Consider the following 24492-nt stretch of genomic DNA (forward strand, 5'->3'; position numbering starts at 1 on the left):
CGCTCCCTCAGGAGCCGGCGCCCGGCCTGTCCACGAGTTCCACCTTGTCCACCGCGTTGCACCAGCGGCAGCGCACCGACTCGATGGTCTCACTGACCACCTCGCGTTCCTCGACGTTCGACTCACCGGCCAGGTCGAGGTGCACATACTCGACGACCTTCGAGGAGCGGGTCACGTCGAAACGCGTGAGGTTGCCGCAGAGCGTGCAGCGCCACCGGGTCGTGTCGGTCGGCAGGGGAACCGTCATCGTGGCTGTTCGCCTTCCTTCAAAATTCCATGGTGCGTGGTGCCCGTAACCCTAAGGCCTGTAAGGGTCTCCATGCGGCGGCGTCCACGGCGGCGAGGCGGTCTGTGCGGGTAGCGTCCGTTACGTCATGCTCTGTTCATGATCAACGCATGGGGTACGACGGCCGTCCGGCTGATCAGGGGCCAGTCGGCCCCGGTGACGTACGGCCTGATCGCCGTCTGCTGTCTGGTCTTCCTGATCTCCCCGGTGTCCGGGCTCAATCCCGTGTACGGCACCGGTGACGCGCTGCTCGCCGCCCAGCAGGACTACTTCCGGCGCTGGGGCGTGGTCCCCTCCGAGCTGATCGGCGGGGTGCCGCGCGCCGCGCTCACCCCGGCCACCGCGCTCTTCGTGCACGGCAGCTGGCTGCATCTGCTCGGCAACATGCTCTTCCTCTACGTCTTCGGGGCGATGGTGGAGGAGCGGATGGGGCACGTCCAGTTCGCGCTCTTCTACCTGGGCTGCGGCTATCTCGCCCTGCTCGCCTACGCGGTCGCGCACGCGGGGTCCGACCAGACCCTGGTGGGCGCGTCGGGGGCGATCTCGGCGGTGCTCGGCGCCTTCCTCAAGCTCTTCCCCAGGGCGCGGGTCACCAGCCTCTTCCCGTTCCTCTTCTTCCTGCCGCTGCGGTTCCCCGCCTGGGTGGTGCTGCCGTTCTGGGTGACGCTCCAGTGGCTGGCCGCGCTGCAGGGCGGACAGGGTCCCGGGGTGGCCTATCTGGCCCACCTCGTCGGGTTCTCCCTAGGGTTTCTGTACGCGTGGGGCCGCTACAGGAGGGCGGCTAGAGTGAAGAAGCCAGCACCGGCTACCGAGGGAGACAGTCAGCCGTGATCACCGCGATCGTGCTCATCAAGACCAGCGTGGACCGGATCCCGGAGATCGCCGAGTCGATCGCCGCGCTCGACTGCGTCAGCGAGGTCTTCTCCGTGACGGGGACGTACGACCTGATCGCCATGGTCCGCGTCGGCCGCCACGACGATCTGGCCGACGTCATCCCCGGCAAGATCAGCAAGATCCCGGGCGTGGAGGCGACGGACACGCACGTCGCGTTCCGCACGTACTCGCAGCACGACCTTGAGGCCGCGTTCGCGATCGGCCTCGACTCCTAGCCGTGGCCGCGTCCACCGCATGAGGGTTTCTTCATCTGCGGCTCATGCTTTCGAAGCGGTACGTCCCACACCCTCGCTGTCATGGTCTTCTCCCACCGCATGGCGGCCCTGGCCGCCGTCGTCGCGATACCGCTGGGCATCGCCGCGACCAGCTATGCCCTGACCGACAGCCCCGAGTCGCCCAAGGTGCCGCCCAAGGTGGAGCTGGAGAGCGGCTCGCCCTCCACCGCGCCCACGTCCCCGCGCCCCACCCCCAGCGACGAGACGGTGAAGCCGCCCCCGGTCAGCGAGAATCCTTCCGGCGATGACAACGACGACGACCGGAACGAAGGGGACGACGGCGGTTCCACCGGATCAGGCGGCTCCCAGGGCGACAACGACGACGACGGCCCCGGTGACGACGGCTGAGCCGCCGCGCCGCTGGGTCTCCGCACGCGTCCGCATCCTGCTCTGGCTGCTCTTCGTGATGGCCGTCGCTCTCGCCGCGGTGGCCGCCACGACCCGCTCGGTGCTCCTGCGCGACGTGGACCACCGCATCGACCGCCTCCTGGTCCAGGAGACCGGGGAGTTCACCAACTTCGTACGCGAAGGGGTCGATCCGCGCACCGGCGAGCAGTTCACCGACCCCGACCCGCTGCTCAGTCTCTACCTGCAGCGGCAGTACGCCGACCCCGACGAGGAACTGCTCGGTCTGGTCGGCCGTGACGGCAGGGCGCCCGCCACCAAGGAGCAGTCCCGCGAGCTGCGCGTCGACCATCCGCTCGCCAAGGACTCCGCCGCGCTCAAGGCCGTCTTCGACTCCTCCGACGGCTCCGGCACGCTGCACCGCGACCGGGGCGAGATCCGCTGGGCGAAGGTGCAGATCGGGGCGAGCGCCGGGCATCCCCCGGCGGCGTTCGTCGTGGCCTTCCACCCCGCCGGCGAACAGGCCAAGGCGGGCGACGTGTTCACGATGCTGCTCGCGATCTCCGGAGTGGCGCTCCTGATGACGACCGGCATCGGCTGGGCGGTCGCGGGCCGCATCCTCAAGCCCGTACGCCTGGTGCGTACGACGGCCGCGCAGCTCACCGAGCAGGATCTGACCCAGCGCATCCCGGTGCAGGGACGGGACGACATCGCGGCGCTCGCCGAAACGTTCAACGGCATGCTGGACCGCCTGGAGCGGGCCTTCGCGGCGCAGCGCGAGTTCGTCGACGACGCGGGCCACGAGCTGCGCACCCCCATCACCATCGTGCGCGGCCATCTGGAGCTGATGGGGACCGCCACCGAGAACGCGGCCGAGCGCGAGGAGACCGTCCGGATCGTGATGGAGGAGCTCGACCGGATGAGCCGCATCGTCGAGGACCTGCTGCTTCTCGCCAAGGCGGAGCGCCCCGACTTCGTCACCCCCGAGCCGGTGCAGCTCGCCGAGCTGACCGCCGATGTCTTCGTCAAGGCACGGGCCCTGGGCGACCGCGACTGGCACCTCGCCGAAGTCGCCGACGCCGAGACCTCGTTGGACCCCCAGCGCATCACCCAGGCGATGGTGCAGCTCGCGCAGAACGCGGTGCAGCACACCGTGCAGGGCCAGCGCGTCAGCATCGGCTCTCGCACCTCACCCGGACGGGTCGAGCTGTACGTCGCGGACAGCGGGCCCGGCGTGCAGGCGCAGGACGCCGCGGTGATCTTCGAGCGGTTCCGGCGCGGCACGGCACGCCGCGGCTCCCGCGCCACCGGTGCCGGGCTCGGCCTCGCCATCGTGCGGGCGATCGCCGAAGGGCACGGCGGGCAGGTCGAGCTGCGCACAACTGAAGGCGGCGGCGCCACCTTCGTACTCGTACTGCGGGCCATGGCGCCGCAGGAAACGGAGCAGTCATGAACCGGATACTCATCGTCGAGGACGAGGAACGCATCGCCTCGTTCGTCGAGAAGGGGCTGCGCGCCAACGGCTTCACCACCAGTGTCGTCGGCGACGGAGAGGCGGCCTACGACTACGCCCTGACCGGCGGCTTCGACCTGGTCGTCCTGGACATCGGGCTGCCCGGCAAGGACGGATTCACGGTCCTGCGCCAGCTGCGCGAGTCGCGGGTGACCACGCCGGTCATCGTGCTGACGGCCCGCGACTCGGTCCGGGACACGGTGGCGGGCCTTGAGGGCGGCGCCGACGACTGGATGACCAAACCGTTCCGCTTCGAGGAACTCCTCGCGCGGGTGCGGCTGCGGCTGCGCACGGCGGCGCGGGCCCCCGAGGTGACGGTCCTGCGCAGCGGCGAGCTGACGCTGGATCTGCGCACCCGCAGGGCGCGTTCGGGCGAGCGCACAGTGGATCTGACGGCCCGTGAGTTCGTGCTGCTCGAACTGTTCCTGCGCCATCCGGGGCAGGTCCTTTCACGCGAGCAGATCCTCTCCCACGTGTGGGGCTACGACTTCGACCCGGGGTCCAACATCGTGGACGTCTATGTCAGGGCGCTGCGCAAGAAGCTGGGCGCGGAGCGGGTGGAGACGGTGCGCGGGATGGGATACCGGCTGCCGGGGTAGCCCCCCCAGCCCCGGGTGAACTTCCTTTCATCCACGGCTCATTGAGGGCTCACAGCCGGGCCCGACGCTCAATGTGTGACCCTGAACCCGCGCCAAGCCATCACCCTCTGCACAGCGCTCAGCCTCTGCGCGCTGCTCGTGGTGCCCGGCAACTTCCCCGGCCTGGGCGGCGACGCCCGTCTCACCCTCGCCGTGTTCGCCCTGGCGACCTGCGCGTGGATCGGTACGCCGATCGACGACACGTACATAGCGCTCGGCGCGGGCCTCGCGCTCACCGCGACCGGCGTGATCAGCAGCGACACGCTCTTCGGCACCCTCGGCGACGAGACGGTCTGGCTGCTGATCTGCGCCTTCGTGCTCGCGGCCGCCGTGGCCCGCAGCGGTCTGGCGGGGCGGGCGGCGGCCTTCCTGGTCAGCGGGGCTCGCAGCGTACGGCAGTTGACGCATCTGACGACGGCGGCGCTCGTCGTCACGGCGTTCGCGGTGCCGGCCACCTCGGGGCGCGCCGCGCTCGCGCTGCCCGTCTTCCTGGCCCTCGCCAAGGTCCTCGCCGACCGGAAGCGACTGGTCGTGATGCTCGCGCTGCTCTTCCCGACCGTGATCCTGCTCTCCGCGGTCGCGACCCTGATCGGCGCGGGAGCGCATCTGATCACGGTGTCGGTCCTGTGGGAGGCGACGGGCGAGCGGATCGGCTTCACGCAGTGGCTGCTGCTCGGCCTGCCGCTCGCCATCGCCTCGTCCCATCTCGCGGCGGAGGCCGTGCTGTTGACGACGACGAAGCGGGCGGACCGCAAGGGTCCCGGCAGCTCTGTCCACATCACGGTCGAGCAGCTCCAGGAGCACAGCGAGCAGCCCGTCACCGGCCCCTGGGAGTCGGCCGAGACCCGCTGCGCGCTGCTCCTGGCGACCGTCGTCGTGCTCTGGTGCAGTGAGCCTCTGCACCAAGTGCCGCCCGCCGTCGTCGCGTTGATCGGCGCGGTCGTCGCCTCCTCCCCGGCGCTCGGCACCGTACGCCTGAAGGACGCGCTGAAGACGGTGCCCTGGTCGCTGCTGCTCTTCATGGCGGCGACGATGGCGATGGGCGTCGCGCTCGCCGACTCGGGGGCGGCGAAGTGGCTGGTGGGCGGGGTGCCGCTGGATGTGCCGCCCTGGCTGTTCCTGACGGTGGTCATAGCGGTCAGCACGGCCGCGCATCTGATCCTGCAGTCCCGCTCGGCCCGTTCGTCGGTCCTGGTGCCGCTGGTCGTCGCGGCGGCCGTCGGCGCGGGCGTCAACCCGGTCGCCGCGGCCCTCGCCTCCACCGCCGCCGCGGGCTTCTGCCACACCCTGCCCGCCTCCGCGAAGCCGGTCACGCTCTTCGCCGAGGTGCCGGGCACCCCCACCTACACCCCGCGCGACCTGCTGCGCCTCTCCGCGGTCCTGGCACCGCTGACCGCCGCACTCGTCCTGCTCTTCGCCGTCGCGCTGTGGCCGCTGCTCGGCGTGCCGGTTCGCTGAGCGCTGTGCCGGAACGTCATCTGCGGGCCGGTGGGGGCTGGTCGCTCCCCCAAGTTCTCGACTTCGCTCGAACAGGGGGACCCCCTTCGCGGCGCAGCCGCCGACGTCACAGCCCCGCGCCCCTTCGGGGCGCTCCCCCCTCGCCCATCAGCCCCCTCTGCCCTGGAGACCCTCATGCTGACCCGTTTCGCCATCGCCCCCAGCGGCTTCAAGGAGTCCCTGTCCGCGCAGTCCGCGGCCGAGGCCATCGCCGAAGGAGTACGCCGTGTCCTCCCGCACGCGGTGACCGATCTGATCCCGCTGGTGGACGGCGGCGAAGGCACCGCGCGCGCCCTGGCCGCCACGGGCGGCGGCCGGCTGGTCGCACTGCCCGCCACCGGACCCGTCGGCCAGCGCGTCGGCACCCACTTCGCGCTGCTGCCGGACGGCACGGCGGTCGTCGAGATGGCGGCCGTGGCCGGGCTCTCCCTGGTCCCGCGCGAGCTGCGCGATCCGGGCGCCACCACGACGTACGGAGTCGGCGAGCTGATCCGCGCCGCCCTGGACGCGGGGGCCCGCCGCATCCTGGTGGGCTGCGGGGACTCCGGTACGTCCGACGGGGGCGCCGGCGCGCTGCAGGCACTGGGTGCCCGGCTCCTGGACGCGGACGGCTGGGAACTCCCGCACGGCGGAAGGGAGTTGACCCGCCTGTGCCGCATCGACCCGGCAGGACTCGACCCCCGTCTGAAGGACACCGAGATCCGCGTCGCCTGCAACCCCTTCAACGTCCTGACCGGCGAACGCGGCGTGGCCCGCGTCTTCGGCCCCCAGAAGGGCGCCACGCCCACCCAGGTCGAGGTACTGGCCGCCGCCCTCGAACACTGGGCCCACGTCCTGACCCGTGACCTCGACGTCCGCGAGGACCTCGCCCTCGGCCCCGGCACGGGCGCATCCGGCGGTCTGGGCGCGGGACTCGCCGCCCTCGGCGCCCGGCTGCTCCCCCGCTTCGACGTCCTCCTCGACCACCTGGACCTGGACGCCCGCCTCGCCGCCGCCGACCTCGTCGTCACCGCCGAGGGCGCCCTCGACCACCAGACGCCGCGCGGGAAAATCCCCGCCGAGGTGGCGCGGCGCGCCAAGCGGTCGGGCCGTCCCGTCCTCGTCCTCGCGGGCACCATCGGCCACGGCGCACACCACGTACGGGCGGCGGGCGTGGACGCCTACAGCGCGATCCTGCCCGCCCCGGTCTCGCTCACCGAGGCGCTGGGGCGCGGCGGTGAGTTCCTCACCGACGCGACCGAGCGCGCCCTGCGGATGATCGTCCTCGGCTCACGCCTGCCGGACCGTCAGGCGGCGCTGGTGTCCGGCACGCAACGCCCGTCCTCGGTGCGGTAGTTCCACCGCGCGCCGTCCGCCACCAGCTCCTTTACGGCGCGCACGAAGCGGTCGACGTGCTCGTCCGGGGTGCCCGCGCCGAAGCTCACCCGGATCGCGTTCAGCGACTTCTCGCCGGGCGCGGCCTCGGGGGCACCGCACTCGCCCTGGGTCTGCGGGTCGCTGCCGAGCAGGGTGCGCACCAGCGGGTGGGCGCAGAACAGACCGTCGCGTACGCCGATGCCGTACTCGGCGGAGAGCGCCGCCGCGAAGTGCGAGCTGTTCCAGCCGTCGACGACGAAGGAGATGACTCCGACGCGCGGGGCGTCGTCGCCGAAGAGCGAGAGGACCTTCACGGCGGGCACCTCGGCGAGGCCCTCGCGGACCTTGGCGATGAGGTGCCGCTCACGGGACACGAGCTCGTCGAAGCCCGCCTCGGTGAGCGCCTTGCAGGCGGCGGCGATCGAGTACACGCCGATGACGTTCGGCGAACCGGCCTCGTGCCGCGCCGCGGTGTCGTGCCACTCCACGTCCACACCGCCGTCGGTGCGCCGCGCCACCTTCCGCGAGGCGCCGCCGCCCGCGAGGTAGGGCTCGGCGGACTGCAGCCAGTCGGAGCGGCCCGCGAGCACGCCCGAGCCGAAGGGCGCGTACAGCTTGTGGCCGGAGAAGGCGACCCAGTCTACGTCCAACTCGCTGATGGAGACCGGGTGGTGGGGCGCGAGCTGCGCGGCGTCCAGGACGATCCGGGCGCCGTGCGCGTGGGCGGCGGCGGCCAGCTCCCTGACCGGCCACAGCTCACCGGTGACGTTCGACGCGCCGGTCACGCAGACCAGGGCGGGCCCGTAGGGATCGCGGTCGGCCAGCGCGCGCTCCAGGGTCTCGACGGCCTGGTCCGCGGTGCGGGGAGCGTTCAGGTAGGTCACGCGGGCGTCGCGCCAGGGCAGCAGCGAGGCGTGGTGCTCGGTCTCGAAGACGAAGACCTGGCAGTCGGCGGGCAGCGCGGCGGCGAGCAGGTTGAGCGAGTCGGTGGTCGACCGGGTGAAGACGACCTGGTCGCCCTCCCGGCAGCCGAGGAACTCGGCGACGGTGACCCGGCTGTTCTCGAACAGGTCGGTGGAGAGCTGCGAGAGGTACCCGGCGCCGCGGTGCACGCTGCCGTAGTACGGCGCGTAGGCGGCGACGTCGTCCCACACCCGCTGCAGCGCGGGGGCGCTGGCCGCGTAGTCGAGCGCGGCGTAGGTCACCTCGCCACCGGTGACGAGCGGCACGGTGACGTCCCGGCCGAGCACCGGCAGCGGGGCGGCACAGCAGGGGTCGGCGGAGTCGGCGTCGGTGGCGGTGACCTGGGCGGCGGCGGGGCGTGCGGACATGGCGAAATCTCCCTGCGAGCAAGACGGAACAGCTGCGTAAGATCCCGTGCGGCAGCACAACTGCTGCTCCGCGTACGGGTGTTGCCTCGACGCGCGGCGCTCTTCGCCGGGCGGAGGGGGTACTGCGAACGGGGCCCTAGGCCCTACCGCATTCGCTTGCTCACGAGACTGCTCCCTCGAGGACCAGGACCCCTGGTAGCGAGGGGTCCGCGCTTGCCATACGCCTTGCTGCGTACGGCCTGGTCTTCACCCGGGGCACCCCGCCACGGACGGAGGGTTGCCGGACAGCAAGCCGGGGCCTAATCGCTGTCACTCATGACCTGTCCAGCATCTTGCCACACGATCTTCGACGCGCAAGGCGCAGTCCAGGATCCGGACTGCGCCTTGCGTCACATTCAGGGCGTGCGTCGGTACGTCGGTACGTCAGCGGTTGCTGGCCGCCACCCAGCGCGCCAGGGCCTTCTTCGCGGCCCCGGAGTCGATCGACTCGGCCGCCTTCGCCATACCGCCCCGGATCTGCTCCGCGAGGCTCCCCTCGCCCGGCGAGAGGGCGACGAGCGCCGCCGCCGAGTTGAGCAGCACGGCGTCCCGCACGGGCCCGGTCTCGCCGTCGAGCAGCCGCCGGGCGACCTCCGCGTTGTACGAGGCGTCGGCGCCGCGCAGCGCCTCGACGGGCACCAGGTCGATGCCGACGTCACGCGGGTCGAAGGCCTCCTCGCGCACGGCTCCGTCGCGCACCACCCAGACCCGGGACGTCGACGTCGTCGTCAGCTCGTCGAGCCCGTCGTCGCCGCGGAAGACGAGGGAGGAGTTGCCGCGCTCGGCGAACACCCCGGCCACGACCGGCGCCATCCGCGCGTCGGCGACACCGACCGCCTGGGCCCGCACCCTGGCCGGATTGGTGAGCGGACCGAGCAGGTTGAACACGGTCCGGATGCCCAACTGGCTGCGCGCGGCGCCCGCGTGCCGCAGCGCCGGGTGGAACTTGACCGCGAAGCAGAAGGTGATCCCGGCCTCCTCGGCGACCTCGACCACCCGCTGCGGGGTGAGCTCCAGGTTGACGCCGAGCTTCTCCAGTACGTCGGAGGCGCCGCTGGCCGATGACGCGGCGCGGTTGCCGTGCTTGACGACCTTCGCGCCCGCGCCGGCGATGACGATCGCGGACATCGTGGAGATGTTGACGGTCTTGGCGCCGTCACCGCCCGTACCGACGATGTCGACGGTCGCGCCCGGCACGTCGATCACATTGGCGTGTTCGTACATCGCGCGCACCAGACCGGAGATCTCCTCCACGGTCTCGCCCTTGGCCCGCAGCGCCACCACGAAGCCCGCGATCTGCGCCTCGGTGGCCTCGCCGCGCATGATGCGGTCCATCGCCCAGGCGGTCGCGTCCGCGCTCTGGTCGTGGCCGTAGAGCAGGCCGTTCAGTACGTCGGGCCAGGAACGGCCCGCCGCGGTGTTGCCTCCTGCGGGGGTCACAGCGCTCATCTGCCGCTCCTGGGTTCGTATAAAAGGGGTCGAGGACACCCTATCCAGCTCCGGGGACGGCAAAGAGCCCCGTCCATGCAATGGACGGGGCTCCTGCCGTGGCGACCTTGTGGTCAGAGCCCGGTGGGCTCCAGGGGATCAGTGGTGGCCGTGGCCGCTCGTGATCTCCTTGTACTCCTCGACGGTGGGCTTGGGGATCTGGCTTTCCTCCCCGTAGTAGCCCTTCGAGAGCTTGGCGCGGAGCTTCTGCGAACCGGACACCTTGCGCTCGACGCCGTTCTCGTCGACCGTCGGGCCGATCTCGATCGGCTCGTACTGCTCGTGCGCGGTGAGCGTGTGCAGCTGCTCCTGACCGAGCGGCTCGTGGACCTCGATGAACTCACCGTGCGGCAGGCGCTTGATGATGCCGGACTCGCGTCCGTGCAGCACCTTGTCCTTGTCGCGCCGCTGCAGACCCAGGCAGATCCGCTTGGTGGCGATGAAGGCGAGGACCGGTCCGACGAAGAAGAAGATCCGGACGAACCAGGTGATCGCGTTCAGCGACAGGTGGAAGTGCGTGGCCCACAGGTCGTTGCCACCACCGACGAGCATGATCATGTACGCCGTGATCCACGCGACACCGAAGGCCGTACGGGTCGGGGCGTTGCGCGGGCGGTCCAGGATGTGGTGCTCGCGCTTGTCTCCGGTGACCCAGGACTCGATGAACGGGTAGACCGCGATCGCCGCGAGGACCAGCGGGAAGATCACCAGCGGGATGAACACGCCCAGGACGAGCGTGTGACCCCAGAGGTTGATCTCCCAGCCCGGCATGACACGGATCAGACCCTCGGCGAAGCCCATGTACCAGTCGGGCTGGGCGCCGGTGGACACCTGGTCCGGACGGTACGGGCCGAGCGCCCAGATCGGGTTGATCGAGGCGATCGCCGCGATGGCCGCGATGACACCGAAGACCAGGAAGAAGAAGCCGCCGGCCTTGGCCATGTACACGGGCAGCAGCGGCATGCCGACGACGTTCTTGTTCGTCTTGCCGGGACCCGCGAACTGCGTGTGCTTGTGGTAGAAGACCAGGATCAGGTGCGCCACCACGAGGCCGAGCATGATGCCGGGCAGCAACAGGATGTGCACCGAGTAGAACCGGGCCACGAAGTCGCCGCCGGGGAACTCCCCGCCGAACAGGAACATCGACAGGTACGTGCCGACGATCGGCACGGACAGGATCGCGCCCTGCATGAAGCGGACACCGGTGCCGGAGAGCAGGTCGTCCGGGAGCGAGTAACCGGTGAAGCCGGTGAACATGCCGAGGACGAACAGCAGGAAGCCGAACAGCCAGTTGATCTCACGCGGCTTGCGGAACGCGCCCGTGAAGAACACGCGCATCATGTGCACGAACATGCCGGCGAGGAAGATCAGCGCCGCCCAGTGGTGGATCTGCCGGATCAGCAGACCACCGCGCACATCGAAGGAGATGTGCATGGTCGAGTTGAACGCCTCGGACATCAGCTGTCCCTGCAGCGGGACGTAGCTGCCGTGGTACTCCACCTCGTTCATCGACGGGTGGAAGAACAGCGTCAGGTACACACCCGTGAGGATGATGATGATGAAGCTGTAGAGGCAGATCTCACCGAGCATGAAGGACCAGTGGTCCGGGAAGATCTTCCGCATGTTGGCCTTGGCCAGGGAGTAGATCCCCAGGCGGCCGTCGGCCCAGTCGGCGACCCGCTCACCGGCGGGCGCCTTCTTCCGTGAATTCTCGTTGGTGCTCATCCGCGCTCCCAGAATGCAGGACCGACGGGCTCTTCGAAGTCGCCGAGCGCCTCGAGGTAGCCCTCGTCGTTCACGCCGATGCGCAGCTGCGGCAGTGCGTGACCGGCCGGGCCGAAGATCACTCGGGCACCGTCGGAGAGGTCGAAGGTGGACTGGTGGCACGGGCAGAGGACGTGGTGCGTCTGCTGCTCGTACAGGGAGATCGGGCAACCGACGTGGGTGCAGATCTTGGAGTACGCGACGACGCCCTCGTGCGACCACTCAAGCTCGCGCTTGTCCTTGATGTTGTCCGGCTGGATCCGGATGATCATCAGGGCTGCCTTGGCGATCTGCGTCTGGAAGTCGTGGTCGTGCTCCTCCAGGCCCTCGGGCTTGGCGAAGGTCAGCGAACCGACCTGGACGTCCGACGGGCGCAGCGGCTCGTTCGTGTTCATGTTCACGAGCAGCTTGCCCTTGGCCCACAGCGTGTGCCGCAGCTTGTCCTCGGGCAGCGGACCGAGGTCACGGAGCAGGACGACACCGGAGAGCGGCACCATGGCCAGCGCACCGAACATCGTGTTGCGGATCAGCTTGCGCCGACCGAACTGCGACTCCTCGGCACCGGCCTTGAAGTCGGCCATGACCTTGGCCTTGACCTCGGGCTCGGCCTCGATGGCGTGCCGGTCGTCGGCGACCTCCACATCGGACATCAGGGTGCGGGCCCAGTGGACCGCGCCCGCGCCGATGCAGAAGAGGGCGATGCCGAGGGTCATGCCCAGGGCGAAGTTGAGCGCGCTGATGTGGCCGATGGGCCAGATGTAGACGCTCTTGTCGACCGGGAAGGCCACGAACGAGGCGATGAAGCCCACGGTGGCCAGCATCGAGAGCAGGAACAGGAAGGCGACCGTACGCTCGGAGCGCTTGGCGGCCCGCTCGTCGATGTCCTGGATCCGGTGCTCATGGGGCGGCAGCCCCGGGTCGGCGAACGGGTTCTCCTCGTCCGCGACCGCTACCGAGCCGTGCTCGGTCTCCTGCTCGCTGGGCAGGTGCTTCTCTTCTGGAATCTCTTGGCTACTCATGACTTCTTGGCCTTTGCGGTCCGAGCGGCGACCCACACGGCGACCGCGATCAGCGTGCCGAGACCGAAGATCCAGCCGAAGAGGCCTTCACTGACCGGACCCAGACCGCCCAGCTTGAGACCGCCAGGGCTCTCGGTCTTGTCGCCGTTGACCGCGTCGAGGTACGCGATGATGTCCTTCTTGTTCTTCTCCGGCATCGTCGTGTCGGGGAAGGACGGCATGTTCTGCGGGCCGGTCTGCATGGCCTCGTAGATGTGCTTCGGGGAGACATCCTCCAACGAAGGAGCGAACTTGCCCTTCGTCAACGCGCCGCCCTCACCGGTGAAGTTGTGGCACTGCGCGCAGTTGGTGCGGAACAGCTCGCCACCCTTGGCGATGTCCGCCCCGTCCGGGCTGTACTGCTTCTCCGTGGGGACGGAGGGGCCGGCGCCCAGCGAGGCGATGTACGCCGCGAGCTGGTCGATCTCGGCCTGGTTGTAGATGGCCTTCTTCTTCGGCGCCTGGGCGCCGGGCTGCTGGAGCGGCATACGGCCGGTGCTGACCTGGAAGTCAACGGCGGCGGCGCCGACGCCGACCAGGCTCGGACCGTCGGAGGACCCCTGACCGCCGGTTCCGTGGCAGCTGGAGCAGCCCACGGCGTAGAGCTTCTTGCCCTCGTCGATGGCGAGGGACTGGGCGGTGTCATCGGCCTGCGCCTTGTCCGCGGGTGCGAACGCGGCGTACAGCCCCCCGGTGGCCGCCAGCGCGAGGAGTAGGACGACGACCGCCGCCAGCGGGTGGCGTCGTCGTGCGGAGAGCTTTTTCACGGATTACCCCGGTGTCAGGATCTTCTGCGTCGATGCTTCGGAATGGTTCGGGTTCGGGCCCGGCTACTTGATCATGTAGATCGTGGCGAAAAGGCCGATCCACACGACATCGACGAAGTGCCAGTAGTAGGACACGACGATGGCTGCGGTCGCCTGCTCGTGGGTGAACCTCCGGGCCGCGTAGGTGCGGCCGAGGACCAGCAGGAAGGCGATCAGGCCGCCTGTCACGTGCAGTCCGTGGAAGCCGGTGGTCAGGTAGAAGACCGAGCCGTACGGGTCGGACGAGAGCGAGAGGCCCTCGTGCTTGACCAGCTCGGTGTACTCGTACACCTGACCGCCGATGAAGATCGCACCCATGATGAAGGTGACGATGAACCACATCCGGAGCTTCTTCACGTCACCGCGCTCGGCGGCGAAGACGCCGAGCTGGCAGGTGAGGGAGGAGAGCACCAGGATCGTGGTGTTCGTCGCCGAGAACGGGAAGTTAAGGGCCGAGGCCATTTCCTTCCAGTGATCAGGACCTGTCACCGATCGCAGGGTGAAGTACATCGCGAAGAGGGCCGCGAAGAACATCAGCTCGGAACTGAGCCAGATGATGGTTCCGACGCTGGTGAGGTTCGGCCGATTGACCGGCGGGTGCGCGTGCCCGGTATCTACTGTCGTTGCTGTCGCCACGACCGACATTATGTCGGTCGCTTATCCCGCCCTCACCCCGGGGGGTGCCGTTCGGAGTGTCTGCGGGGTGTGTCCTGCCCGTATGGCCCATCGAAGGGCTGTCCGAACCGGTGTTGACGGGGTGTCCGGAGGAGTAGCATCCGCGCATCGGCCCCCGGCCGAGAGCCCCCTCGACGAAGCGGAGGAACAATGCAGCCGACCGCCACGGTGCTGGTCTACAGCGACAACGCGAGCACCCGCGAGCAGGTCAGGTTGGCCACGGGACGCAGGCCGGCCGCGGACGTTCCCGAGGTCGAGTTCATCGAGTGCGCGACGCTGCCCGCCGTCCTGAAGGAGCTGGACCGCGGCGGCATCGACGTATGTGTCCTGGACGGCGAGGCCAAGCCGGTCGGCGGCATGGGCGTCTGCCGGCAGATCAAGGACGAGATCTTCCGGTGCCCGCCGGTGCTGCTGCTCATGGGCCGCCCGCAGGACGCCTGGCTGGCCACCTGGAGCCGCGCGGAGGCGGCGGTGACCCTTCCGGTGGAACCGGTCGAGTTCGCCGACTCGCTGGCCGCCCTGCTGCGCACCCGGCAGGCCGTCGAGGCCTGACGGCACGACAGAGGGCCCCGGCGCCTGCGCGCGGGGCCCTCTGTGCCGTTCTGCGGCGTCGCTAGACCTGCGGCCGCAGTCGGGCCGCGTCGACCGCCGTGCGGCCGTCCTTGGTGCCCGCGAGCAGCTCGCTGCCCTCGCGCCACTTCTTCCAGCTCATGTTCCAGTCGCCGAGGCCGTTGCCGAACGTCGGCATGTCCTCGCCGTAGCTGTTGATGACCTTCACCAGGTCGCCCTGGCGGACCGTCTCGTAGAACCAGGCGGCGTTCCCGGTGCTCATCCCGGTGCAGCCGTGGCTGGTGTTCGCGGCGCCCTGCGAGCCCACCGACCAGGGCGCGGCGTGCACATATTCGCCGGAGTCCGTCACCCGTGTCGCGTAGTAGACCATCTTGTCGTAGAAGTCCGAAGCGCCGATGCTGGCGCTGGTCATCCGTACGGCGTACTCCTTGCCGAGCACGACCTTGACGCCGTTGCGCGTGGAGTAGCCGGGCTTGCCGGTGGTCACCGGGATGGAGTTGATCTCCTCGCCGTTGCGGTAGACCGTCATCCAGTGCGAACCGGCGTCCGTCACGGCCTCGATGCGGTCGCCGATGGTCAGCTTCAGCGGCTTGGCGTCGCCGCCCCACAGCTTCTTGCCGACCTTGATGCCCTCGAGATTGCTGCGTACGTCGATCTTCGCGCCGGCCGGCCAGTACTCCTTGGGGCGGTAGTGCAGCGTCTTGCCGTCCACCCAGTGCCAGGCTCCGTCGACCACGGGCTGCGTCTCCACCTTCAGCGCCCGCTCCACCACGGCCCGGGCCTCCTTGCCCTTCACCTTGTGGCTGAGTTCGGCCGTGACGGGCTGGCCGACGCCGTACTTGCCCGAATCGGGGCCGAAGGTGACGTCCAGTCGCTTCTTCTTGCCGACCTTGTCGGTGTCGAAGGCCATGACCTTGCGGCCGGGCGAGCCTTCCTCGTCCTCGGTGCTGACCCGCACCGTGTAGTGCGCACCGGCGGCGAGCGGCGTCGTGCTGTGCCAGCGGGCGCCGTCGGCGGCGAGTTCACCGGCCACGTACCGGCCGAGCTCGTCGGTGGCCGTCACATCGGTGATGCGCCCGTCCTCGCCCTGGGCGGTGATCTCCAGGGGCTTGTCCGGATCCGCCTTCTTGCTGCCCACCGGGCCGTTGAAGGCGATCTGGCTTGCCGCGTCATACGGCTTCGCCGAGAGCGGATGACCGTCGCTGCCGCACGCCGTGGCCCCGACACCGAGGGCGGCCACCAGCATCGTGCAGCTCAGTACCGTGCGGATTCGCGGTGAGTGGCTCATGCACTCACGGTATGAAGGTTCGTCACCCGCGGCGCGCCGGGTGACCCGTACGAGTGTCAACCGCGACACGCCGAGGGGCCCGGACACTCCTGACGGAGTGTCCGGGCCCCTCGGGACGACGGTCGAACTACAGACTCACTGGGTCTGGTTCTCGCCGCGGTAGTACTCGAAGACCCAGCCGAAGAGGCCGATCAGGATGATCGGGGCCGAGAAGTACAGCAGCCACCAGCCGAAGACGACGCCCAGGAAGGCGAGCGCGCCGCCGATGCCCAGGGAGAGCGGCTGCCAGCTGTGCGGGCTGAAGAAGCCCACCTCGCCGGCCTCGTCCGCGACGTCGGCCTCCTTGTCGTCCTGTGCGGACGCGTCGACACGCCGGGCCGTGAAGGCCAGGTAGTAGCCGATCATGATGCACAGGCCGAAGGCCAGGAAGAGCGCGGTCGTACCGGCCGGCTCCTTGGACCACCAGCCGTAGACGATCGCCATGGCGAGCACGAAGACGCTCAGCCAGATGAACATCTTGCCTTGGACCTTCACTTGCCGGCCTCCTTGCCGCCCGCGAGCGCCTTGTCACCGTGACCGTGGCCCTCGAGCTGGTCGAGAGCGGCGATCTCAGGGTGATGCAGGTCGAACGCCGGGGATTCGGAACGGATCCGCGGCAGCGTGAGGAAGTTGTGCCGCGGCGGCGGGCAGGACGTCGCCCACTCCAGCGAACGGCCGTAGCCCCACGGGTCGTCGACCTCGATCTTCTTGCCGTACTTGGCCGTCTTCCAGATGTTGTAGAAGAACGGCAGGATCGACAGGCCGAGCAGGAACGAGCAGATCGTCGAGATCGTGTTCAGCGCGGTGAAGCCGTCGGCGGCGAGGTAGTCCGCGTAACGACGCGGCATGCCCTCGGCACCCAGCCAGTGCTGCACCAGGAACGTGCCGTGGAAGCCCACGAACAGCGTCCAGAACGTGATCTTGCCGAGGCGCTCGTCCAGCATCTTGCCGGTGAACTTCGGCCACCAGAAGTGGAATCCGGAGAACATCGCGAAGACGACGGTGCCGAAGACGACGTAGTGGAAGTGCGCCACCACGAAGTACGAGTCCGATACGTGGAAGTCCATCGGCGGCGAGGCCAGGATGACGCCGGTCAGACCACCGAAGGTGAAGGTGATCAGGAAGCCGACGGCCCAGAGCATCGGTGTCTCGAAACTCAGTGAGCCCTTCCACATCGTTCCGATCCAGTTGAAGAACTTCACGCCTGTTGGCACGGCGATCAAGAACGTCATGAAGGAGAAGAACGGTAGGAGCACGCCGCCTGTGACGTACATGTGGTGCGCCCACACCGTCACGGAGAGACCGGCGATCGCGATCGTCGCACCGATCAGACCCATGTAGCCGAACATCGGCTTGCGGGAGAAGACCGGGATGACCTCGGAAATGATTCCGAAGAATGGCAGGGCAATGATGTACACCTCTGGATGGCCGAAGAACCAGAAGAGGTGTTGCCAGAGCAATGCGCCGCCATTGGCCGCGTCGAAGATATGGGCACCGAATTTACGGTCCGCCTCCAGGGCGAACAGCGCGGCGGCCAGAACCGGGAAGGCCAGCAGGACCAGGACGGCCGTCAGCAGGACGTTCCACACGAAGATCGGCATCCGGAACATCGTCATGCCGGGTGCGCGCATGCAGATGATCGTGGTGATGAAGTTGACCGAGCCGAGGATCGTGCCGAAGCCGGAGAAGGCCAGACCCATGATCCACATGTCGGCGCCGATGCCCGGCGAGCGGACGGCGTCCGACAGCGGGGAGTAGGCGAACCAGCCGAAGTCGGCCGCACCCTGCGGGGTGAGGAAGCCGCCCACCGCGATGAGCGAGCCGAAGAGGTACAGCCAGTAGGCGAACATGTTCAGCCGCGGGAACGCCACGTCGGGCGCGCCGATCTGCAGCGGCATGATCCAGTTCGCGAATCCGGCGAACAGCGGCGTCGCGAACATCAGCAGCATGATCGTGCCGTGCATCGTGAACGCCTGGTTGAACTGCTCGTTCGACATGAGCTGCGTGCCGGGACGGGCGAGTTCGGCGCGCATGAAGAGCGCCATCACGCCGCCGATGCAGAAGAACGCGAACGACGTGACCAGGTAGAGCGTGCCGATCGTCTTGTGGTCAGTGGTGGTCAACCACTTGACGACGACATTTCCCGGCTGCTTGCGCCGTACCGGCAGCTCATCCTCGTACGAGTCGTCTGCTGCCGCGGCACCCTGAGGTTCGTTGAGGATGCTCACAGGTTGTTCGTCTCCCGGTTCTTCTCGTGGCTCGTCTGCTCGATGCCGGCCGGGATGTATCCGGTCTGGTTCTTCTTCGCGAGGTCCTCGAGGTGCTTCTGGTAGCGCTCGGGGGAAACGACCTTCACGTTGAAGAGCATCCGGGAGTGGTCGACACCGCAGAGCTCGGCGCACTTGCCCATGAAGGTGCCCTCCTTGTTGGGAGTCACCTCGAAGGCGTTGGTGTGGCCCGGGATGACGTCCTGCTTCATGAGGAACGGCACCACCCAGAAGGAGTGGATGACGTCACGCGAAGTCAGCACGAAGCGGACCTTCTCGCCCTTGGGGAGCCAGAGGGTCGGACCGGGGTTGCCGTTCTGCGGGTTCCGCTCACCGGGCGTACCGACCTCGTACACACCGCCGGCGTTGGCCGGGAAGGCCTTCCGGTACTTGTCCGGGATGGCCTCCAGCTCCTTGGCCGTCTTGGCGTCTCCCTTGTCGGAACCCGGGACGTCCTCGATGTAGTTGAAGCCCCAGCTCCACTGGTAGCCGACCACGTTGATCGTGTGGGCCGGCTTCGCCTCGAGCTTGAGGAGCTTCGACTCATCACGAGCCGTGAAGTAGAAGAGCACCGAGACGATGATGAGAGGAACCACCGTGTAAAGCGTCTCGATGGGCATGTTGTAACGCGTCTGCGGAGGAACCTCCACCTTGGTGCGGCTGCGCCGGTGGAAGATGACACTCCACAGGATCAGACCCCAGACCAGCACGCCCGTGGCGAGCGCTGCCGCCCACGAGCCCTGCCAGAGGGAGAGGATCCGCGGAGCCTCTTCCGTTACGGGGGTGGGCATACCAAGGCGGGGAAAGTCCTTGTATGTGCAACCGGTGGCGGTCGCCAGGATCAGGCCCGCAGTCAGCACCTGCGGCAGCTTCCGCCGCATCGGGCGCCGCGACGAGCGGTCGGAGCCGTTGGGACTCACGTAGCGCCTTCCCGAGAGTCTCGGCCCGCGCGGTCGGGTGCGGCCTTCTCGCTGGTCGGTCGCCGCCCTGCGGCGGGCAGGGGTTTGGATGTTTATGCGGGCCAAACCTTACTGGACGCTATTTGGGGTCGCGCGGGGAGGGTGCCTAACGCGCCGCGGGTCACTCCGAAGGGTGGGCCGCCCTTCCCTGCGGGGCTTTCTGACGGGGGGTCGGGGCGCCTCTTGTCCCGGGGTCACCCGTGGGTGCGCGACCGCGGGTCCGTCGTGGCTTGTCGCGCAGTTCCCCGCGCCCCTATCGGGGCCCGTAGCGTTAGCCCCGTGTCCTATTTCGATGCTGCCTCCTCCGCTCCCCTCCACCCCGTCGCCCGGCAGGCGCTGCAGGCCTCGCTCGATGAGGGGTGGGCCGATCCGGCGCGGCTCTACCGGGAGGGGCGACGGGCGCGGCTGCTGCTTGACGCGGCGCGGGAGGCCGCCGCCGAGGCCGTGGGGTGCCGGCCCGACGAGCTGACCTTCACCTCGTCGGGGACCCGCGCGGTGCACTCCGGGATCGCGGGGGCGCTCGCCGGGCGTCGGCGTGTCGGGCGGCACCTCGTGGTGTCCGCGGTCGAACACTCGTCGGTCCTCCATTCGGCGGGCGCCCACGAGTCCGGGGGAGGCACCTTCACGGAGGTCGGCGTGGACCGGTCCGGTGCGGTGAGCCCGGCGGCGTACGCCGAGGCGCTGCGCCCCGACACCGCCCTCGCCTGCCTCCAGTCCGCCAACCACGAGGTGGGCACCGAGCAGCCGGTGGCCGAGGTCGCGGCGGCGTGTCGGGCCGCGGGGGTGCCGCTGCTCGTGGACGCGGCGCAGTCGCTGGCGTGGGGCCCGGTGGGCGGTGAGTGGTCGCTGCTCGCCGCGAGTGCCCACAAGTGGGGCGGACCCGCGGGCGTCGGGCTTCTCGTCGTACGCAAGGGAGTGCGCTTCGCCGCTCAAGGTCCCGCCGACGAGCGGGAGTCGGGGCGTGCGGCCGGCTTCGAGAACATCCCGGCGGTGGTCGCGGCGGCGGCGTCGCTGCGGGCCCTGCGGGCCGAGGCGGCCGAGGAGGAGGCCCGGCTGCGGGAGTTGACCGAGCGGATCCGAGCGCGGGTCCCGGAGCTGGTGCCGGACGTGGAGGTGGTGGGCGATCCCGTGCGGCGGCTGCCCCACCTCGTCACCTTCTCGTGTCTCTATGTCGACGGGGAGACGGTGCTGCACGAGCTGGACCGGGCGGGATTCTCCGTTTCGTCCGGTTCGTCGTGCACGAGTTCGACGCTGACACCGAGCCATGTGCTGAAGGCCATGGGCGTACTGAGCGAGGGCAACGTACGGATTTCACTCCCCCGAGGGACGGCGGAGTCCGAGGTCGAGCAGTTCCTCGGCGTGCTGCCGGGGGTGGTGGCCGGGGTCCGCGACAAGCTGGGCGCGCCGGTCGGCTCCCCGGCGGGCTCCGCGGAGGCCTCGCTGGTCGTGGACGCGCTCGGGAAGCGCTGCCCGCTGCCCGTCATCGAGCTCGCCAAGGTCATCGGGGGCGTCCCGGTCGGCGGGACGGTCACCGTCCTCGCGGACGACGAGGCGGCGCGGCTCGACATCCCCGCGTGGTGCGAGATGCGGGGCCAGGAGTACGTGGGTGAGCGGCCGGCGGACCACGGTGTCGCCTATGTGGTCCGCCGGAGCGCGTGACTAGGCCAGGTGCTGCCGGACGTCCGAGGCGGCCTCATGGCCGTACGCCTTGGTGAAGCGGTCCATGAAGTTGCTGCGGCGCAGCTCGTACTCCTGCGTGCCGACGGTCTCGATGACCAGGGTGGCGAGCATGCAGCCGACCTGCGCCGCGCGCTCGTGCGAGACGCCCCAGGCGAGGCCGGAGAGGAAGCCGGCGCGGAAGGCGTCGCCGACGCCGGTCGGCTCGACCTTCGCCTCCTCCTCCGGGACGCCGACCTCGATCGGGTCCTGGCCCACGGACTCGATGCGGACGCCGCGGGAGCCGAGGGTGGTCACCCGGTGGCCGACCTTGGCGAGGATCTCCGCGTCGGTCCAGCCGGTCTTGGACTCGATGAGGCCCTTCTCGTACTCGTTGGAGAAGAGGTACGTGGCGCCGTCCAGGAGGGTGCGGATCTCCTCGCCCTCCATGCGGGCGATCTGCTGCGAGAAGTCCGCGGCGAACGGGATCTCGCGGGAGCGGCACTCCTCGGTGTGCCGGAGCATCGCCTCCGGGTCGTCGGCGCCGATCAGGACCAGGTCGAGGCCGCCCACGCGGTCCGCGACGGTCTTCAGCTCGATCAGCCGGGCCTCGCTCATGGCGCCGGTGTAGAAGGAGCCGATCTGGTTGTGGTCGGCGTCCGTGGTGCAGACGAAACGGGCGGTGTGCAGCGTCTCGGAGATCCGGACCGAGGCCGTGTCCACGCCGTGCCGGTCGAGCCAGGCGCGGTACTCGTCGAAGTCGGCGCCCGCGGCGCCGACCAGGATCGGGGTGGTGCCGAGCTGCCCCATGCCGAAGCTGATGTTGGCGGCGACGCCTCCCCTGCGGACGTCGAGGGCGTCGACGAGGAAGGAGAGGGAAACCGTGTGCAGCTGATCCGCGACCAGTTGGTCGGCGAAGCGGCCGGGAAAGGTCATCAGGTGGTCGGTGGCGATGGAGCCGGAGACTGCGATACGCACGGCTGGGTGCTCCTGTGGAGGAGAGGCGAGGGGTTGACAGTTCACGCTACCGGGTCGGGGCACCGGCGCTGAAGAGGCAAAACTACCCGATAGTAGGGCTTTTTTCGCAGGGCGAGAAATGCGTACGGTGCCGTTATGGCCGTCATCTCGAAGCATGTCGTCACCACGCGTCCCGTCGAACTCGCCTCCGAGGCCCCGGAGAATCTGGAGACGCTGCGCGGCGACTGCGCGCGCATGGCCCCGCACTGGGCGGCTCCGGCCCGCACCGTGACGGCCCCCGTCTCCCCCGCGCTGATCCACGGCGTCACCGTCCCGCCCGCCTCCGCGCGGCTGATCGACGGCATGTCCGAGTACGGCGACTGAGCCGAGACTGGATTTAAGGGGCACCGGCGCCGATTCAAGGGTCGGCGGGGCCGTTCCGGTACGGGTCGGCGGCGCCCCGAGGGGCACCGGCGCGCGCGGAGGGAACCGTGCGCTCCCCTGCTGCGTCCCACCGCTGTCCCCCGCGAAGGGGACACGGGATACGGATGAGACCCACGCACGGGTCCCGAGGGACAGCAGTGCAGTCGAAGGAGCGATGCGGTGAGCACCGAGCGATCCGTTCATGACGCGGCCGAGCCGCAGCGGCGGCGTTCCCGCCTTGCGGTCGCCTCGGTCGCGGCCACGGTGCTGCTCGTCGGTGGCGGCGGCGCCTACTTCGCCGCGACGGCGTCCGGCGGCGGCGGCAGCAGCAGCAGCGACGGCGGGGCGCCCGCGGGGGACGGCGGTACTCCCCCGCCGCTCGCGCTCGACGGTTACACGGACGGCGACAGGAGCGGCGACGGCAGTACGGACGGGATCGCCCCGGGCGAACCCGACCCGAACGGCGCCACCTACCGGGCCGAGGGCAAGCTGCCGGACGGACCGGACGCGGCGGCCGTGTACCACGCGCGGGGCGGCGTCACCGCGGACCAGGTGACCGAACTCGCCGAGGCCCTGGGTGTCTCGGGCAAGCCCACGTCGCACGAGGGCGCCTGGAAGATCGGCCCGGCCAAGGACGGCTCGGGGCCCTCGCTCCAGGTGAGCAAGCAGGCCCCCGGCACCTGGACGTTCACCAGGTACACCACGGGCGGAACCGACAACTGCCCCAAGGGCAAGCCCTGTTCAGGCACGTCGACGGCCCCGGACGGAACGGGCGGCGGCGGTGACGCGGTCGGCGAGAGCGCCGCGAAGAAGGCGGCGGCGCCCGTCCTGAAGGCGCTGGGCCAGGACGACGCGAAGCTGGACGCACGCCAACTCATGGGCGCCGTACGGGTGGTGAACGCCGACCCGGAGGTGGGCGGCCTGCCGACGTACGGCTGGTCGACCGGCATCCAGGTCGGCTCGGACGGCCAAGTGGTCGGCGGCAGCGGGCACTTGAAGGCGCCGGAGAAGGGTGCGACGTACCCGGTGATCGGCGCGCAGAAGACCCTGGACCAGCTCAACAAGTCGGGCCGGGGCGGCGACGGGCGGGTCGGCATCGGCGGCTGCGCCACGGCCGTACCGGAGGACGCGGCGGACGGCGAGGTGCGGCCGCAGGCGCCCTGCGAGGAGCCGTCCTCCGCGCCGCCGAAGCCGCAGCCGATCACCGTGAAGGGCGCCGCCTTCGGGCTCGCGGCGCACTTCGTGGACGGGCGGCAGGCACTCGTGCCGTCCTGGCTGTTCGAGGTGGAGCCGCAGGGCGCGCAGGACAGTTTCACCGTGACGCATCCGGCGGTGGAGCCGAAGTTCCTGACCCCGCCGAGCACGCCGACCCCCGTGCCGACGGCGCCCACCGAGAAGCCGGGCACGGGCGAGGACGGGACGGTGCGCGTCGAGTCGTACGCCGTGGACGGCAAGTCGCTGACGCTGCGCTTCTGGGGCGGCGTGTGCAGCGACTACAAGGCCTCGGCCGACGAGAGCAAGGGCAGCGTCAGCGTGCAGGTGACCGAGACCCGGAAGAAGGGCAAGGTCTGCATCATGATGGCCAAGGAGTTCACCCGGACCGTGACCCTGGACCAGCCGCTCGGCGACCGGAAGGTCGTGGACGCGCAGGGCGGCGGGACGGTGCCGCAGAAATAGGCAGCCGGCAGCGGAACGAAGACGGCCCCCGAGAAATCGGGGGCCGTCTTCGTGTGCGTACGGACTCGGCGCGAGTCCGTGCCGCCTAGCTGAAGGAGTCGCCGCAGGCGCAGGAGCCCGTGGCGTTCGGGTTGTCGATCGTGAAGCCCTGCTTCTCGATGGTGTCGACGAAGTCGATGGAGGCACCGCCCAGGTAGGGAGCGCTCATCCGGTCGGTGACGACCTTCACGCCGTCGAAGTCCTTGACGACGTCGCCGTCCAGCGTCCGCTCGTCGAAGAACAGCTGGTAGCGCAGGCCGGAGCAGCCGCCGGGCTGAACGGCGACGCGCAGCGCCAGGTCGTCCCGGCCCTCCTGCTCAAGAAGGCCCTTGACCTTGGCCGCGGCGGCGTCGGACAGGAGGATGCCGTCGCTCACGGTGGTGGTCTCGTCCGATACGGACATCTGCTTCTCTCCCGGGTTGTACGGAGACTGCTTGCCGACGATTGCAACCGCCGGGGCCGCGGATTCATTCCGGGCCGCGCGCTGTATCTCTCGCTTGTCTGTCCCTTCATGCTCGCACATGACGTCGCCGGGGACACCGGCCCGGGAAAGGCGAACGCGTCACATCGACACTATGGCCATCGTCAAACTGACGTGAACCGGTTATGATAGATAACGTCAATTAGACGAAAAGGCATCGTCTGCAGAGAA

Annotated in this window: 24 protein-coding genes and 1 riboswitch; of the genes, 11 read left to right on the plus strand and 13 right to left on the minus strand. The window is 69.5% G+C overall.

All coding sequences use genetic code 11. The features are described from left to right. Nucleotides 1–7: 7 nt before the first annotated feature. Complete coding sequence (locus ACIBKX_RS02165; RefSeq protein WP_135328915.1) at nt 8–247, minus strand: hypothetical protein; 240 nt, start codon at nt 245–247, stop codon at nt 8–10. Nucleotides 248–385: 138 nt separating this feature from the next. Between ACIBKX_RS02165 and ACIBKX_RS02170 the strand changes: the two genes are divergently transcribed. The 7 genes from ACIBKX_RS02170 (at nt 386) to ACIBKX_RS02200 (ending at nt 6783) form a co-directional block, all read left to right on the plus strand. Then, nucleotides 386–1117, plus strand: coding sequence for a rhomboid family intramembrane serine protease (locus ACIBKX_RS02170; RefSeq protein ID WP_363277300.1), 732 nt, complete (start codon nt 386–388; stop codon nt 1115–1117). Further along, nucleotides 1114–1395 carry an Lrp/AsnC family transcriptional regulator gene (locus ACIBKX_RS02175; RefSeq protein WP_249590376.1) on the plus strand — a complete coding sequence of 94 codons (282 nt, stop codon included), beginning with the start codon at nt 1114–1116 and terminating at the stop codon, nt 1393–1395. The genes ACIBKX_RS02170 and ACIBKX_RS02175 overlap by 4 nt, the downstream gene beginning before the upstream one ends. An 81-nt stretch (nt 1396–1476) precedes the next feature. Next, a complete protein-coding gene (locus tag ACIBKX_RS02180) occupies nt 1477–1803 on the plus strand; it encodes a small secreted hydrophilic protein (RefSeq protein WP_363277301.1) in 327 nt (108 codons plus the stop codon). Beyond that, on the plus strand, nt 1790–3253 hold the full coding sequence (locus ACIBKX_RS02185; RefSeq protein WP_363277302.1) for an ATP-binding protein: 1464 nt from the start codon (nt 1790–1792) through the stop codon (nt 3251–3253). The genes ACIBKX_RS02180 and ACIBKX_RS02185 overlap by 14 nt, the downstream gene beginning before the upstream one ends. After that, nucleotides 3250–3912 carry a response regulator transcription factor gene (locus tag ACIBKX_RS02190; protein ID WP_363277303.1) on the plus strand — a complete coding sequence of 221 codons (663 nt, stop codon included), beginning with the start codon at nt 3250–3252 and terminating at the stop codon, nt 3910–3912. Before ACIBKX_RS02185 ends, ACIBKX_RS02190 begins: the two co-directional genes overlap by 4 nt. Before the next feature lie 75 nt (nt 3913–3987). Further along, nucleotides 3988–5409, plus strand: a complete 1422-nt coding sequence (locus tag ACIBKX_RS02195; protein ID WP_363277304.1) for an SLC13 family permease — start codon at nt 3988–3990, stop codon at nt 5407–5409. 174 nt (nt 5410–5583) lie between these two features. Beyond that, nucleotides 5584–6783, plus strand: coding sequence for a glycerate kinase (locus tag ACIBKX_RS02200; protein ID WP_363277305.1), 1200 nt, complete (start codon nt 5584–5586; stop codon nt 6781–6783). Here ACIBKX_RS02200 and ACIBKX_RS02205 read toward each other — a convergent pair. From ACIBKX_RS02205 to ACIBKX_RS02230, 6 genes are all read right to left on the minus strand, one after another. Then, complete coding sequence (locus ACIBKX_RS02205; protein ID WP_363277306.1) at nt 6735–8135, minus strand: aminotransferase class V-fold PLP-dependent enzyme; 1401 nt, start codon at nt 8133–8135, stop codon at nt 6735–6737. The two genes, ACIBKX_RS02200 and ACIBKX_RS02205, sit on opposite strands and share 49 nt — an antisense overlap. A gap of 204 nt (nt 8136–8339) precedes the next feature. After that, nucleotides 8340–8456, minus strand: a riboswitch (SAM riboswitch). Between the two features lie 102 nt (nt 8457–8558). Continuing rightward, nucleotides 8559–9623: an anthranilate phosphoribosyltransferase gene (gene trpD, locus ACIBKX_RS02210; protein WP_363277307.1), complete on the minus strand. Its 1065-nt coding sequence runs from the start codon at nt 9621–9623 to the stop codon at nt 8559–8561. A gap of 138 nt (nt 9624–9761) precedes the next feature. Beyond that, nucleotides 9762–11387 (minus strand): cytochrome bc complex cytochrome b subunit, encoded by a 1626-nt coding sequence (locus tag ACIBKX_RS02215; RefSeq protein ID WP_363277308.1) that lies wholly within the window; start codon nt 11385–11387, stop codon nt 9762–9764. Then, nucleotides 11384–12445, minus strand: a complete 1062-nt coding sequence (locus ACIBKX_RS02220) for a Rieske 2Fe-2S domain-containing protein (RefSeq protein WP_363277309.1) — start codon at nt 12443–12445, stop codon at nt 11384–11386. Before ACIBKX_RS02220 ends, ACIBKX_RS02215 begins: the two co-directional genes overlap by 4 nt. Next, nucleotides 12442–13251 (minus strand): c-type cytochrome, encoded by an 810-nt coding sequence (locus ACIBKX_RS02225; protein ID WP_363277310.1) that lies wholly within the window; start codon nt 13249–13251, stop codon nt 12442–12444. The genes ACIBKX_RS02220 and ACIBKX_RS02225 overlap by 4 nt, the downstream gene beginning before the upstream one ends. A gap of 63 nt (nt 13252–13314) precedes the next feature. Continuing rightward, complete coding sequence (locus tag ACIBKX_RS02230; protein ID WP_055566234.1) at nt 13315–13935, minus strand: heme-copper oxidase subunit III; 621 nt, start codon at nt 13933–13935, stop codon at nt 13315–13317. Between the two features lie 180 nt (nt 13936–14115). On the opposite strand from ACIBKX_RS02230, the gene ACIBKX_RS02235 reads away from it, so the two are divergent. Beyond that, nucleotides 14116–14517, plus strand: a complete 402-nt coding sequence (locus ACIBKX_RS02235) for a hypothetical protein (RefSeq protein WP_363277311.1) — start codon at nt 14116–14118, stop codon at nt 14515–14517. A gap of 61 nt (nt 14518–14578) precedes the next feature. Here the strand turns inward: ACIBKX_RS02235 and ACIBKX_RS02240 are convergent, their stop codons facing one another. The 4 genes from ACIBKX_RS02240 to coxB form a co-directional block, all read right to left on the minus strand. Beyond that, nucleotides 14579–15823, minus strand: coding sequence for an Ig-like domain-containing protein (locus tag ACIBKX_RS02240; protein ID WP_363277312.1), 1245 nt, complete (start codon nt 15821–15823; stop codon nt 14579–14581). Nucleotides 15824–15958: 135 nt separating this feature from the next. After that, nucleotides 15959–16357 (minus strand): cytochrome c oxidase subunit 4, encoded by a 399-nt coding sequence (locus ACIBKX_RS02245; protein ID WP_363277313.1) that lies wholly within the window; start codon nt 16355–16357, stop codon nt 15959–15961. Further along, nucleotides 16354–18090, minus strand: a complete 1737-nt coding sequence (gene ctaD / locus ACIBKX_RS02250; protein ID WP_363277314.1) for a cytochrome c oxidase subunit I — start codon at nt 18088–18090, stop codon at nt 16354–16356. The genes ACIBKX_RS02245 and ctaD overlap by 4 nt, the downstream gene beginning before the upstream one ends. Continuing rightward, nucleotides 18087–19049 carry a cytochrome c oxidase subunit II gene (gene coxB, locus ACIBKX_RS02255; protein WP_363277315.1) on the minus strand — a complete coding sequence of 321 codons (963 nt, stop codon included), beginning with the start codon at nt 19047–19049 and terminating at the stop codon, nt 18087–18089. The genes ctaD and coxB overlap by 4 nt, the downstream gene beginning before the upstream one ends. A gap of 318 nt (nt 19050–19367) precedes the next feature. Between coxB and ACIBKX_RS02260 the strand changes: the two genes are divergently transcribed. After that, complete coding sequence (locus ACIBKX_RS02260; protein WP_363277316.1) at nt 19368–20747, plus strand: aminotransferase class V-fold PLP-dependent enzyme; 1380 nt, start codon at nt 19368–19370, stop codon at nt 20745–20747. Here the strand turns inward: ACIBKX_RS02260 and ACIBKX_RS02265 are convergent, their stop codons facing one another. Next, the gene (locus ACIBKX_RS02265) at nt 20748–21722 is read right to left on the minus strand and encodes a carbohydrate kinase family protein (RefSeq protein WP_363277317.1); all 975 of its coding nucleotides are present in this window, start codon (nt 21720–21722) and stop codon (nt 20748–20750) included. Between the two features lie 135 nt (nt 21723–21857). Here ACIBKX_RS02265 and ACIBKX_RS02270 point away from each other — a divergent pair, with 135 nt between their 5' ends. Next, complete coding sequence (locus ACIBKX_RS02270; RefSeq protein ID WP_363277318.1) at nt 21858–22085, plus strand: hypothetical protein; 228 nt, start codon at nt 21858–21860, stop codon at nt 22083–22085. Between the two features lie 219 nt (nt 22086–22304). Further along, entirely contained in the window at nt 22305–23801 is a 1497-nt protein-coding gene (locus ACIBKX_RS02275) for a hypothetical protein (RefSeq protein WP_363277319.1), read from the plus strand. A gap of 85 nt (nt 23802–23886) precedes the next feature. Here ACIBKX_RS02275 and ACIBKX_RS02280 read toward each other — a convergent pair whose 3' ends face one another. Next, nucleotides 23887–24243 carry an iron-sulfur cluster assembly accessory protein gene (locus tag ACIBKX_RS02280; protein ID WP_030786960.1) on the minus strand — a complete coding sequence of 119 codons (357 nt, stop codon included), beginning with the start codon at nt 24241–24243 and terminating at the stop codon, nt 23887–23889. Between the last annotated feature and the right edge of the window lie 249 nt (nt 24244–24492).

Source organism: Streptomyces sp. NPDC050658 (assembly GCF_044457025.1).
Taxonomy (GTDB): Bacteria; Actinomycetota; Actinomycetes; order Streptomycetales; family Streptomycetaceae; genus Streptomyces.